Here is a 12,548-nt window from a genome sequence, read left to right as displayed (position 1 = left end):
TTGCCTCACATGAATTGTATCACAGCATCATTTATAAGATCGACATAAAGTCACATTAATCTATGTGATCCTCACATCAAGCCATTTTTTTATTTCTTCCATTCAGCTATACTGAACCTAGAAGACAACAAACTAGAAGAGAAGGAAAGTGGTGCTGCAATGGCTAACATCCAAGAGCTTACACAACGATTTCTTAACGTATACGGTGAATCATCGGAAGGCATCAGCGTCTTTCATGCACCGGGCAGGGTTAACCTGATTGGCGAACATACCGACTACAACGGCGGTTATGTTTTTCCGGCGGCCTTGACCTTTGGAACGACACTGCTGATCCGCAAACGCAGTGACAACCAGCTGGGCCTTGCTTCGACTAATTTTTCCGAGCACAAGCATTTGCCGATTGAGCCGATCGTTTATGATGAAGCAGACGACTGGATGAATTATCCGAAGGGTATCGTTCATGAGCTCCAGCAGAGCGGACGCAAGTTCGATACAGGTTATGACCTGCTGTTCCACGGGGAAATTCCTAACGGTGCAGGCTTATCTTCCTCGGCTTCCATAGAAGTGGTTACGGGGTTCGCGCTGCTGACAATGGCCGGCTATCCTACGGATACCGTTAAGATTGCTCTGCTGGCACAGAAATCGGAGAATGAATTCAATGGCGTTCAATGCGGAATTATGGATCAATTCGCAGTAGCAAACGGCCGTAAGGATCATGCGATTCTGCTTATGTGCGACACGCTGGAATATGACCTTGTACCGTTCAAATCGGGTAAATATCAGCTCGTGATCGGGAACACCAACAAACGCCGCGGTCTTGTTGATTCCGCTTATAATGAGCGCCGAAGCCAATGTGAACAAGCAGTTGAAGATCTGAAAGCAGCTTTCCCGAACCTGACTCTGCTTGGCCAGCTCTCGCTTGCAGACTTTAACGGGAATAAACATCTCATTAAAGATGATGTTGTGCTTAAACGCGCAGAGCATGTAGTGGAAGAGATCGACCGCGTTTTACGTTCAATGGAAGTACTTAAATCCAATGACCTTGCAGCATTCGGTCAGCTGATGAACCAATCGCATGACTCGCTGCGTGATTTGTATGAAGTAACCGGCGCTGAATTGGATGCTATGGTTGCTGCAGCCCGTACGGTTGAAGGCGTCTTAGGTTCACGCATGACTGGCGCCGGGTTCGGCGGCTGTACCGTTTCACTCGTTCATGAGGACAGCATTGAGCGGTTCAAGGAAGAGGTTGGACGTCAATACACAGCAGCTACAGGCCTCACGGCAGACTTCTACGTGTGTAAAATCGGTAATGGTGTGGAGCAATTATCATAATTTATCATAAATAACAGCTGACTTTGATTAGAGTCAAGTGAATGGATAAGGGGAGAAACCATATGGCAGTTTTAGTAACTGGAGGCGCAGGCTACATTGGCTCACATGCCGTAGCTGCACTGGCCGAACGCGGCGAAGAGATCGTAATTGTGGACAACCTGCAGCAGGGTCATAAAGATGCGATTATTGGAGGCAAGCTTTATGTAGGGGATTTGCGCGATGCGGATTTTTTGGATACCGTGTTTCAAGAGAACAAGATCGATGCAGTCATCCACTTTGCAGCTAATTCACTCGTTGGCGAGAGCATGAAGGATCCCGGCAAATATTATCACAATAATGTATACGGTACGCTTGTGCTCCTTGAGAAGCTGGTTCAGTATGGCGTATTGAAGATTGTCTTCTCCTCGACTGCGGCTACTTATGGCGAACCGGAAAGTCTGCCGATTCAAGAGAATGATCGGACTCTTCCTACGAATACGTATGGTGAAACGAAGCTTGCCATGGAGAAAATGATGAAGTGGTACGATACCGCATATGGTCTCAAATATGTTGCTCTTCGCTACTTCAATGCAGCCGGCGCACATGCAAGCGGCCGCATTGGCGAAGATCACAGCCCGGAGACGCATCTGGTGCCGCTTGTGATTCAAGCCGCGCTTGGACAGCGCGCACATATCTCTGTCTTTGGAGAGGATTACCCGACAGAGGATGGCACTTGTGTTCGTGACTATATTCACGTCAGCGATTTGGCTGATGCGCATATTCTCGCTGTGGACCGTTTACGTAGTGGCGGAGAGAGTGCGGTATATAACCTCGGTAACGGCACAGGCTTCTCCGTGAAGCAGGTTATTGACATTGCCCGTCAAGTAACGGGCCGTGAGATCCCGGCGGTAATTGAAGAGCGCCGTGCAGGAGATCCTGCTGTCCTGGTTGCATCCTCTGACCGCGCCCGTCAAGAACTGGGCTGGAAACCATCGCGGAATAAGCTGGAGGATATTATCGGCAGTGCATGGGCTTGGCATCAAGCAAACCCTCAGGGCTACAACGATAAATAATCGATCGACGGATACCCGCCCTGCTTGCATGGGCGGGTTACCTGGGATAAAGCATGCTTTATAAAGGAGATCCTGCCATGACCTTACAACATCAAACACCCAGCGCAGATGAAACGCTCGTTCTCATCGAACGTCTCGTTCAATTTGCGGTGCAGCGCGGCCTTATTGAAGCTCTCGATATCAGTTATTCGCGCAATGCGCTGCTTGATTTATTCGGGTTTACGGAAGCTTACGACGGTGAAGTTCCTCTTGAACATCTGGAAAGCCCGGTGCCTCTGCTTGAGCCGCTGCTGGATTATGGAGCTTCGATTGGGCTAATCTCGGATAATGTCGGCACGTTCCGCGATCTGCTGGATGCCCGAATTATGGGGCTGCTTATACCGCGTCCTTCAGAGACTGCGGCAAAGTTCAGGAGGATATCGGGTGCAGAAGGCGCTGCCAAGGCGACGGATGATTTCTACCGCCTTAATATTGATTCTAACTATATTCGAATGGATCGCATCGCCAAGAATCAGTATTGGGAGCAGCCTACGGAATACGGAAATTTGGAAATTACAATTAACCTGTCCAAGCCGGAGAAGGATCCTAAGGAAATCGCTTTGCTGAAGACATTGGCACCGAGCAATTATCCGAAGTGTTTGCTTTGCTTGGATAACATGGGTTATGCAGGCCGTGCCGATCATCCGGCCCGTCAGAACCTTCGTGTCATTCCCCTTGAGCTTCAAGGTGAACAATGGTACTTCCAGTATTCGCCTTATGTGTACTATAACGAGCACAGCATCGTGTTCAAAGGAAAGCATGAGCCGATGCGGATCTCGAACGAGTCGTTTGCGCGGCTGCTGGATTTCGTCGATGTATTCCCGCATTACTTCATCGGTTCGAATGCGGATCTGCCGATCGTTGGCGGTTCTATTCTGAATCATGACCATTTTCAAGCGGGATGTCATGTGTTCCCTATGGAAACAGCTCCGGTCGAGAAGGTCTTCACGGACCCTGCTGAACCGGAATTGCGTTACGGTACAGTTGCATGGCCGATGTCGGTCGTTCGGGTGAATGGTACGAGTAAATCAGCTGTTCTGAATGCAGCCGGCCGCATTCTGGAAGCCTGGCGTGGATACAGCGATCCTGCTGCGCAGGTGCTGTCATTCTCTGATCAAGATGGCGTCAAGGTGCCGCATAACACAATTACACCGATTGCTCGTCTACGTGACAATGGCGAATACGAACTGGATCTGGTGCTGCGCAACAACCGCACAAACGCTGAGCATCCGGACGGTATATTCCACCCTCATCAGCATTTGCATCATATCAAGAAGGAAAATATCGGACTTATTGAGGTCATGGGCCTTGCTGTGCTCCCTGGCCGCTTGAAAGCAGAGCTGGAGGAAATCGCAGCGCTGCTTACAGGGGAAGCCGCCGTAGACCATGCGGCGCTGAGCCAAGGTAACCTGGCTAAACATGCAGAATGGGTTTCGGGTATCATTGCTGCTCACGGCACGAGCTTATCGGCCAAGCAAGCTGAAGAAGTGCTTCGTGATGAAGTGGGCCGTAAATTCCTTGATGTTCTTAAAGATGCCGGAGTTTATAAGCGTACGGCAGAAGGTCAAGATGCTTTTGCACGGTTCTTGCACTCTCTTGGCTTAAACGACGCAACCAGCATATAGTCATATAGATGCTGGTGCACACAGCAGGAACCTATCAGGCGATCGTTTAACGGTATGCAACCGGGGAACGATCGTTTTTTGTTTATTTTGTTTAAACCTATTTTCTTGTTTCGGTCTTTTGAAATGTGATAATATTAATTAATGGAATTTATTTATAATTAATAAGAGGATTATTGTTGTTTGTGGCGAAAAGTAATATAGGTTCAAATATAGATTTTTCGGGAGGATCCATATGCCTTTACCAATCATGCCGCTGGATAATTTTTTGAGTCTGTCAACGGATGAGCAAGTGGAGAAGCTGAAGCAGTGGAAGATGGACTACACGCTTAAAGATATTCGAGACGCATGGGGCTTCAAGCATTCAGCTCAATATTATATGCTTCTTAAGAAACTCCGGATCTACGAGCGGGTCGTTAATAAATCAGATAAGTTCTCTCCTGAGCAGCTGCTATCTTCGCGCAGTGGAGCGGACGGTTATATAACATCCCCCTACGTATCGAGCCAGTACAGCGCTCCTGCCGACCAGTTCGGCTACGAGCTGAATTCAACTTTGTCAGGTCCGGAACTTGCCGATAAGCTTGAGCGACTTGCTCATTTCTTGAAGGGTGAGCATAAAGCCGTTACGATTAAGCTGTCCATTACGGCCGCGTCTCCTCTTGCGGAATCTGGAAATGAATAGGGTCAATGGTTTGCCTTGCTCGTTCCATATTGAAAAAAACCGGCGCTTGATAAGCACCGGTTTATTTTTGTGAAATTAAAGTCGAATAATGTAATTAATTGTTACAAATTGTAAGAAGGAAATGATTATTGCTTTGAACGCAAACGTCCAAGCTCAGATACGAGTGCTTCAACCTCGCTGATGCTGAATTTGTCTTTTCCAGCCACAATGTCGTAGATGTCTTTCATATCCTCATACTTGTCGAGATCAAAATTTGAGGCCTGCATAGCTGCTCCAGAAGCCATTCTCAATTTGGTTTTGATGGCGTCTATCATAAATTCGACATTTTCAGCTGTCGGTTCATTCAAATTTTTCATAATCGAAAGCCTCCCTTTCCTACCTGTACGGTTGTCCGTATTGTATCATGTGCGGGATAGTGCCCGCTACCTGCTACCTCCTGTGGATTGATGCCTGCCGCTCAATTGAGTACAATTAGATGGGAAGCCTTCATTTAATACGCAGAATCACTTTGGGTTATGCTTTCGAAGTGAGTTGCAAAACTCTTAGGAGTGTTCATCATGGGTAATCGGGCTAAAAAGCGCAGAACTATAAATCAGGATGCAAGACTCAAGCAGCATCTTAAGGAAAAATGTTCCATTCAAGGTGTGCGCCGGTTTTTTAATGAAATCGCGCTCAAACACCCCGACCGGTCGCAGATTGTTTTTGTATGTATTGGAACAGATCGGTCAACCGGCGATTCCTTCGGCCCATGGATCGGAACCATGCTGAGGGAGCAGGGATGGCTTAACGTAATCGGTACGCTGCAATCCCCCTGCGATTCGACTCGATATGAAGCTGAGGTATGGGACATCCCTTCCTCGCTTACAGTTGTTGCTATTGACGCTTGTCTGGGCAAAATAGATGAAGAAGATTGTTATCTGGTATCGGGTGGCCCCTTATATCCGGCAAGAGCAGTTGGCAAACGTCTGCCGCCCATCGGAGATTTCAGTCTGGAAGGCATAGTTGGGCCGCTTAGTGCTAAACCTTATTGGAGTCTGCAAAGCGCATCTCTATACGAAGTGATGGGGATGTCCCGCGCCGTTGCGGATGCTGCTCATGCGGCTTGGCCGGCTTTTGGAGTGAATGAAGATCGGGTAATGGAAAGAGCTTGATTAATTCTCGAATTGGAAGGATGAAGGAATATGAAAGCATTATCGTTAGCGAATCAGTCGATTACGATAGCAGGCGGGCGTCAAATCGCTTACTATGATTCACAGAGTCAGGAGAAGAGCGCGGTTTCGACAGAACCGGCTGCCGTATTCCTCCATGGTTTTTGCGGGAGCTCCGCTTACTGGGAACAGCTGCTTCCGATTGTAGAGAGCAGGGCCCGAATCCTCATTCCGGATCTGCGCGGGCATGGCAGCAGCTCTGCACCGGCTGATGATGTATATGAAATGGATGCATTCGCAGAAGATTTGTTTCTCTTACTGGATGCTCTTCATATAGAGAAGATAAGCTTATTCGGCCACTCGCTTGGCGGATATGTATCCTTAGCCTTTGCAGAGCGGCACTCGGACCGTTTAAAGTCCCTGAGTCTGATCCATTCCACTGCCAAGCCTGACAGCGAGGAAGCGAAGAAGAACCGCGATAAGGCAGCGGCGGCGCTGCAAGATGGCGGTATCGACCCTTTTGTAAACGGATTAGTTCCGAAGCTGTTCGCTCCTGCTCATCTGGAGTCGATGAAGGAAAGTGTACAGCGGATCATTGATATCGGTTCTGGTACATCGGCTGCAGGCGCTGCGGCTACAGCATTTGGGATGAAAGCACGGCCAGACAGGACCGCAATGCTGGATGAGCTGCAAATCCCGCTGCTGCTAATTGCCGGCTCTGAGGATGGCGTTATTCCAGTGGAGAATACATTTACGGCGAATGGACCTCACGTATCCCAGGTGCTGATCTCCGGAGCTGGGCATATGTCGATGGTGGAAGAGCCGGCAGAGCTCGGCAAACAGGTTTCAGCGTTCATTAGCTTTCTATCTACAATCTAGCTAGCCCGGGAGAGGCAGAGGATGAACCATGTTCGAAAGAGACTATTTCATGCGGATGATTGGTCAGATGGCGCAGGTTATGGGGCAAATGATGGGTCTGCGCAAAGAGCGTAAACAGGAGGAAGCTCTCCTGGTTATCGATGATCTGTTCAATCAACAGTTCCGGATGAACGCCAAATTAATAAGATCCTTGTCCGATGCGGATCTCGTGCGGATAATGACGACCAATGGAGTCGTAGAGACGGCTAATCTGCACGCTATTGCACTGCTTATGAAGGAAGAAGCGGAAATATTAGATGAGCTCGGCCGTCCGGATCAAAGCTATATAAGCCGTCTAAAAGCCTTTCATCTCTTTATTCGTCTCTCTTTGCTGGATGCTCCGGCCTTGCTGCGCACGCCGTCTGAGGAGGCAGCGGATCTTGCCGTGAAGCTGAATGTCTATGAGCTTCCGGCAGCAACCAAGCTGCTGATGTTTGAATGGTATGAAGCGGACAAACGCTATGATCAAGCTGAGAATGTCCTGCATGAACTGCTTGAAGACGGTGAAGTCCAAGGCGGGGAAGCAGATGAGTTTTATCGTCGTCTGCTGCTTCTTCCGGACGAGCTGCTAAGCGGAGGCGGGCTTCCAAGGGGCGAGGTTATTGAAGGGCGAAAGCGGATATTGATGGATAAAGAAGGTTTAGGAGCTGAATGAGAGAAGATGGAAGAGTGGCAAGAGGATATCAAGCAATGGATAGAAGATGGCAGCTTGCGTCAAGCAACCTTAAGTCAGCTGCGGCGGAAGGATGAGCATATTCCGGCCAAAACAATCATTCGTCCCATTGAGCTGAAAGGAAGCAAGCATATTCAATTCGAATATCATTTTCAGACAAAAGTAACCCATGAGAACGTACCGCACGCTGAAGCTTATTCACGGGTTATGGAATGGCTGCAGCAGCATTACCGTCAAGCGCTGTTCAAGACCAGTCATGCGGATGCACAGCTGCTGATTTCCAAGAAAGGAAAAGCGGCAATGCTGCTGAAGTCCGCTACGGCAAAGGCAGAGGCGGATTCTCTTTCCCATAACCGCCAGAAGCAGCGCGTCGTTCAAGAAGGGGAACTGGTTCCATTCCTGATCGAACTCGGCATCATGACCAAGGACGGGCAGGTGATTGCCAAGAAGCAGGATAAGTTCAGGCAAATTAACCGGTTCCTTGAGATGGTTACGGATGTCCTGCCGAATTTGCCGGCGGACCGGGAAATCAAAATCGTTGATTTTGGCTGCGGCAAGTCTTACTTAACGTTCGCGCTTTATCATTTGCTTGCAGTCAAGCAAAATCGCCAAATCTCCGTCGTAGGCTTGGATCTGAAGCAGGATGTCATTGCATTCTGTACCGAGCTTGCCCGTAAATTAGGTTATGAGAAGCTGCATTTTCAAGTTGGCGATATTGCGCAATACGAGGATCAAACTGCCGTGGACATGGTTGTTACCCTTCATGCCTGCGACACGGCAACAGATGCTGCGCTTGTTAAAGCCATCGATTGGGGAGCCTCAGTTATTCTGTCTGTTCCGTGCTGTCAGCATGAATTATTCCGGCAGGTGGCCAATGACGATCTGAAGCCGCTGTTATCTCACGGCTTATTGAAGGAGCGATTCTCAGCTCTGGCGACTGATGCCGTTCGTGCGCAGCTGCTGGATGTTCTGGGTTATAAAACGCAGCTGCTTGAATTTATCGACCCGGAGCACACGCCCAAGAACATGCTGATTCGGGCGGTTCGAGGAGCTGCGGCAGATACAAAGCGGAAATGGGACGAGTACACAGCTTTCCGAGATCTTCTGAGTCTTTCGCCCTATCTGGAGCATGCACTTAAAGACCATTTGTCACGGGTGACAGAAGCCGTTAAATAAGACTGTGTAAATCATTGTCGAATAAATACGCAATGTGATAGAATGGGAGAGTATGGCTGGTCCCAGGTCGATATTTTATACTATAAACTCGCTGATTGGGTGAAGCATTGTGGGACTATTGACATGGCTGGACTTAAGCCTCTTTCTTATTCTGTTTATACTATTTATCTACGTTTTCGCTTTTAATGTGATTACGAATTTGCATAAAGTCTATCTATTATTCCACTTCTTTATGATGATTTGGCCCCTTGGACAAGTTGCCGTTCACACGACAGACAATCCTCAACTCCAGCTTACCTACATCACGATTTCGTTTGTCGGCATATCTATGCTCGGCTTTGGTTGGGTTCTTTTTTCCAAGTTTCTGATTGATCCGACCTATGCGCCAAAACGGAAATCACTCTATTTTATGCTGCTGCCGTCTCTGCTTCCTGTAATCGGAATCGTTTGGAATCCGGGCAATGCCTTTATATCCGGGGTCGAGGGAGAGTACGTGACACGGGTTTACGGACCGATATTTTGGTTTATGGTCGCCGTGCTTCTTTGCTATTATATACATTCATTTCGTTTGCTTTGGAGGGCTTTTCGCAAATCTGAACCGCTGCAGGGAAGGCCTCAGATTGCCAACGCGATATTAGGCATCTTCATCTTTGTCGGCTTTGCCGTATTGGACTTGTTATTCAATGTCGTATTTGATTATTGGTTTCCTGTTATATCTGGTCTTACATCAATTGGTATAGTCGTTTCGGATATTTATTTTATTATATCGATTCATAAACATCGTGCATTCGATATTATCAAAATCGCTAAGCAGGATGTTGTGGATACAATGTCGGTAGGCATCATTGTTCTGGATGATCAGGAACAAGTCATTGAAATAAACCGAACCGTCAGCCCTCTGCTGGAGCTTAAAGTCGGTGACAACTTTGAAATGGATAAACTGATCGGCTCTTTCTCGCCAGGCAATCAGGCGTCAGCGTTTCTTGAAGCGTATTGGATGAGTCCGGGTGACCGGCTGCAAACTGAAATTTGTTTAAACACGGAAGATAAACTGCTCTATCTGTCTTTGCATGTAGCGCCGATTGTCATAGGGAACCATATGATCGGAAGAGTCATTACGCTTCAAGATATTTCGGAGCTGAGAAAGCTAATTGATGATTCATACAAGCAATTTGCTGCTCTTCAAGAACGGAACCGGGCACTGATGTTTATGCAGGATGAACTGTTTCAAGCGAATCAGAAGCTCGAGATAATGGCGATTACAGATGGCTTAACCGGATGCTTCAATCGTAGATATCTCATGCAGCAGCTGGAGCATGAAGTAATAACGAATGTAAGATACCGCATTCCGTTTGCTATCTTTTTATTTGATATCGATTTGTTCAAATCGGTTAATGATCAGTATGGGCATCCTGTCGGAGATGAAGTCATTAAACGTACGGCCGATGTGGTACGCGCATCCTTGAGAAGAACAGATATACTTGCAAGATACGGGGGAGAAGAATTCACCGTTTACCTGCCTCATACGAACCGGGCTCAAGCCGAAATATTGGCTCAGCGGATCCGGGCAGCCGTGGAGGGGAACAAAATTCCAACGGGTATCGAACATGAAGCGATTTCGGTAACGATCAGTATGGGTGTACTCGCCGTAGAAGAACAAACCGAGGTTTTTGTTGTGGATGCGAATGCCTATTTGCGAGAGTTGTTTGTTAAAGTGGATTTGGCTCTTTACCGGGCCAAAGAAGATGGGCGTAATCGCATCGTTAATTTCTAAGGAGCGGAGAGGAAGCCTATGTCGTACGAAGGGCGTATTACAGCAGGAACGGCAGCAATTGGCGTTATACTGTTTACGGCCGGATTCAGTTATTGGTCAAATGGACTCAATAGCTTTACGGCGGCTTCTTCTGGCGCAGCGATCGCTGCTTTAGCCGGTTTACCGCTTGCTTGGCTGTTTGGCCGTAAATTTGATCGACTAAAAGCAGAGTCTTTCACCGACAGTGTAACGGGGATTTACAATCGCCGGTTTATTGGATCGGGATTCCCGAAGCTGGGCCGGCAAGCACAGCGCAGAAACAAAAGAATGTCGGTTTTACTGCTCGATGTGAATGATTTTAAAGAAGTGAATGATCGCTTTGGACATGCTCAGGGAGATGCAGCACTCCGGATGATTGCGGAGACATTGAAAGCATGCTCCATCAAAGGTGAGATTGTAGGCAGATGGGGCGGAGACGAGTTCATTATGATTTGTCCTTATGCCGACGACAAAGGGATAGAGAAATTAGCGGCTCACATTCATGATCAGCTGCTGAAGCTTTCCCTGCATGCCGGGATGCGATTATCGGTATCGCTTGGCAGTTCCGTGTTCCCGGAGGATGGGACACAATTGATTCAGCTGGTACAGTCCGCTGATAAACGGATGTATGCAGACAAGCTTGTAACGAAGCGCAGACCAGTCGAGCCTGAGGTAAAGCAAGCTTAGGGCGTAGCAGGAAGTGATTAAAGGCGGGAGTACACAGATGAGAAAATTACACATTCACTCCGTAAAGCCTGGAGATAAATTAGCTCGTGCCGTTCTTCAGGAAAATGGAAATATATTACTTGGATCAGGTGTGGAACTGAACGAACGGTTTATAACCCGCTTAACGGGACTTGGCATTGATACCCTTTACATTGATGATCCGATGACAGAAGGTCTGGAACCGACTAGTGCAGTTCGCGATGATACGCTGAAAAAGGCGACTGAAACGGTCTACAAAACGATGAGCACGCTCGTCGATCAGCCTGTCATTAGAGGCAGAACGATTGCGCCGGAGATGGGTCGCTCGTTTCGTAAGGTGTTCGGGGATATTATGCAGGACCTGATCACACGTGAAGATGTCTTGGTCAGTCTGACGAATATCCATGTCGCAGACGGTTATCTGTTCCAGCATTCGGTTAATGTTGCTATATTATCCGGTATTATGGGACTCGCCAAAGGCTATAATCGAAACCAGCTTGAAGAGCTTGGGATGGGTGCATTGTTATTCGATATCGGAATGACGAAGCTCCCGAAAGAGCTGTTAAATAAGACATCTCCGTTTACAGATGCGGAGAGGGCCGCAATGGAGAAGCATACGGAGGAGGGATTTAATATCATTCGGGCGCAGCATGATATCTCGCTGTTGTCCGCTCATTGTGCTCTGCAGCATCATGAGAGATTTAATGGATCCGGTTACCCCAGGAAGCTTAAGAATGACGCGATTCATGAATATGCACAAATTATCGCAATTGCTGATGTATACGATGCCCTAACCTCCCCCAGACCGTATCGGAAGCGTTATAATCCTTCAGAGGCCATTGAATTTCTGTTTGGAGCGGGAAGTACCTTTTTCGATCTGGAGTTGATTAAAACCTTTTGCAAGCATATTTCGATTTATCCGGTTTCGACTTCGGTACTTCTGAGTTCAGGTCAGGTTGGTGTAGTAGCGCTCAATAATCCGCTGGCTCTTCATCGTCCTACCGTGAGGATCCTGCGTGAAGCTGATGGAACAGTACCTGCTTCACCTTACCAAATTGACCTTAAGGACGAGAACAATCTAATGATTGCCGAAGAACTTTAAACGGGGTCCAATTTCATACCATCGATAATAGCAAACTTGTTGAAAAGCAAGGACGCAAAGCTATAGGGTCTAAGATTCCTAAAGGAATGAATGACAGCCTGGCTGCCGAAAGGAACACCTTGCAGAATAGGTGAAACCAGGGCGGCTTTCAAGTAGGGGAGTCTATTTTTGTTGGCAGAGGTAAACGCCGAAAATCCAATGGAGCCCAAATGAAACGGGAATCGCAGCGGTTTTTGAAATGGGGAATCATGCAGGAACAGAGCAAAGGCGCGGGCGGGTCAATGGCCAGTCGCGCCTTTGTTTTATG

12 protein-coding genes and 1 riboswitch are annotated in these 12,548 nt (G+C 47.9%); of the genes, 11 read left to right on the top strand and 1 reads right to left on the bottom strand.

Annotation, left to right across the window (positions count from 1 at the left end):
• Positions 1-159 precede the first annotated feature (159 nt).
• The 4 genes from ACFPYJ_RS27790 (at position 160) to ACFPYJ_RS27775 (ending at position 4,727) form a co-directional block, all read left to right on the top strand.
• On the top strand, positions 160-1,332 hold the full coding sequence (locus ACFPYJ_RS27790; protein WP_379191491.1) for a galactokinase: 1,173 nt from the start codon (positions 160-162) through the stop codon (positions 1,330-1,332).
• A 62-nt stretch (positions 1,333-1,394) separates the two neighbouring features.
• The gene (galE, locus tag ACFPYJ_RS27785; RefSeq protein WP_379191489.1) at positions 1,395-2,384 is read left to right on the top strand and encodes a UDP-glucose 4-epimerase GalE; all 990 of its coding nucleotides are present in this window, start codon (positions 1,395-1,397) and stop codon (positions 2,382-2,384) included.
• A 77-nt stretch (positions 2,385-2,461) separates the two neighbouring features.
• Positions 2,462-4,048: a UDP-glucose--hexose-1-phosphate uridylyltransferase gene (locus ACFPYJ_RS27780; protein ID WP_379191488.1), complete on the top strand. Its 1,587-nt coding sequence runs from the start codon at positions 2,462-2,464 to the stop codon at positions 4,046-4,048.
• Positions 4,049-4,280: 232 nt separating this feature from the next.
• A complete protein-coding gene (locus ACFPYJ_RS27775; RefSeq protein ID WP_379191487.1) occupies positions 4,281-4,727 on the top strand; it encodes a hypothetical protein in 447 nt (148 codons plus the stop codon).
• Positions 4,728-4,852: 125 nt separating this feature from the next.
• Here ACFPYJ_RS27775 and ACFPYJ_RS27770 read toward each other — a convergent pair whose 3' ends face one another.
• Positions 4,853-5,083, bottom strand: coding sequence for a DUF1128 domain-containing protein (locus tag ACFPYJ_RS27770; RefSeq protein ID WP_379191486.1), 231 nt, complete (start codon positions 5,081-5,083; stop codon positions 4,853-4,855).
• Positions 5,084-5,284: 201 nt separating this feature from the next.
• Here ACFPYJ_RS27770 and yyaC point away from each other — a divergent pair, with 201 nt between their 5' ends.
• The 7 genes from yyaC (at position 5,285) to ACFPYJ_RS27735 (ending at position 12,241) form a co-directional block, all read left to right on the top strand.
• Positions 5,285-5,878: a spore protease YyaC gene (gene yyaC / locus ACFPYJ_RS27765; RefSeq protein ID WP_379191485.1), complete on the top strand. Its 594-nt coding sequence runs from the start codon at positions 5,285-5,287 to the stop codon at positions 5,876-5,878.
• Between the two features lie 30 nt (positions 5,879-5,908).
• Positions 5,909-6,754 (top strand): alpha/beta fold hydrolase, encoded by an 846-nt coding sequence (locus ACFPYJ_RS27760; protein ID WP_379191484.1) that lies wholly within the window; start codon positions 5,909-5,911, stop codon positions 6,752-6,754.
• 28 nt (positions 6,755-6,782) lie between these two features.
• Positions 6,783-7,448, top strand: a complete 666-nt coding sequence (locus tag ACFPYJ_RS27755; protein WP_379191483.1) for a DUF6483 family protein — start codon at positions 6,783-6,785, stop codon at positions 7,446-7,448.
• Between the two features lie 6 nt (positions 7,449-7,454).
• Complete coding sequence (locus ACFPYJ_RS27750) at positions 7,455-8,642, top strand: class I SAM-dependent methyltransferase (RefSeq protein WP_379191482.1); 1,188 nt, start codon at positions 7,455-7,457, stop codon at positions 8,640-8,642.
• Between the two features lie 109 nt (positions 8,643-8,751).
• A complete protein-coding gene (locus ACFPYJ_RS27745; protein WP_379191481.1) occupies positions 8,752-10,416 on the top strand; it encodes a histidine kinase N-terminal 7TM domain-containing diguanylate cyclase in 1,665 nt (554 codons plus the stop codon).
• Between the two features lie 18 nt (positions 10,417-10,434).
• Positions 10,435-11,121 (top strand): GGDEF domain-containing protein, encoded by a 687-nt coding sequence (locus tag ACFPYJ_RS27740; protein WP_379191480.1) that lies wholly within the window; start codon positions 10,435-10,437, stop codon positions 11,119-11,121.
• Positions 11,122-11,158: 37 nt separating this feature from the next.
• On the top strand, positions 11,159-12,241 hold the full coding sequence (locus ACFPYJ_RS27735) for an HD-GYP domain-containing protein (RefSeq protein WP_379191479.1): 1,083 nt from the start codon (positions 11,159-11,161) through the stop codon (positions 12,239-12,241).
• A gap of 19 nt (positions 12,242-12,260) precedes the next feature.
• Positions 12,261-12,351: riboswitch (cyclic di-GMP riboswitch) on the top strand.
• The last annotated feature ends 197 nt before the right edge of the window (positions 12,352-12,548 follow it).

This window comes from Paenibacillus solisilvae (assembly GCF_042656405.1).
In the GTDB taxonomy this organism is placed as follows: Bacteria; Bacillota; Bacilli; order Paenibacillales; family Paenibacillaceae; genus Paenibacillus_Z; species Paenibacillus_Z solisilvae.
The sequence above is the reverse complement of the archived record's forward strand: the minus strand, read 5'-3'. Positions and strand labels throughout refer to the sequence as shown.

Bases quoted from the DNA above. Each gene is read 5' to 3' on its own strand.
- ACFPYJ_RS27790 (WP_379191491.1), top strand. From the start codon at position 160: ATGGCTAACATCCAAGAGCTTACACAACGATTTCTTAACGTATACGGT.
- galE (WP_379191489.1), top strand. From the start codon at position 1,395: ATGGCAGTTTTAGTAACTGGAGGCGCAGGCTACATTGGCTCACATGCC.
- ACFPYJ_RS27780 (WP_379191488.1), top strand. From the start codon at position 2,462: ATGACCTTACAACATCAAACACCCAGCGCAGATGAAACGCTCGTTCTC.
- ACFPYJ_RS27775 (WP_379191487.1), top strand. From the start codon at position 4,281: ATGCCTTTACCAATCATGCCGCTGGATAATTTTTTGAGTCTGTCAACG.
- ACFPYJ_RS27770 (WP_379191486.1), bottom strand. From the start codon at position 5,083: ATGAAAAATTTGAATGAACCGACAGCTGAAAATGTCGAATTTATGATA.
- yyaC (WP_379191485.1), top strand. From the start codon at position 5,285: ATGGGTAATCGGGCTAAAAAGCGCAGAACTATAAATCAGGATGCAAGA.
- ACFPYJ_RS27760 (WP_379191484.1), top strand. From the start codon at position 5,909: ATGAAAGCATTATCGTTAGCGAATCAGTCGATTACGATAGCAGGCGGG.
- ACFPYJ_RS27755 (WP_379191483.1), top strand. From the start codon at position 6,783: ATGTTCGAAAGAGACTATTTCATGCGGATGATTGGTCAGATGGCGCAG.
- ACFPYJ_RS27750 (WP_379191482.1), top strand. From the start codon at position 7,455: ATGGAAGAGTGGCAAGAGGATATCAAGCAATGGATAGAAGATGGCAGC.
- ACFPYJ_RS27740 (WP_379191480.1), top strand. From the start codon at position 10,435: ATGTCGTACGAAGGGCGTATTACAGCAGGAACGGCAGCAATTGGCGTT.
- ACFPYJ_RS27735 (WP_379191479.1), top strand. From the start codon at position 11,159: ATGAGAAAATTACACATTCACTCCGTAAAGCCTGGAGATAAATTAGCT.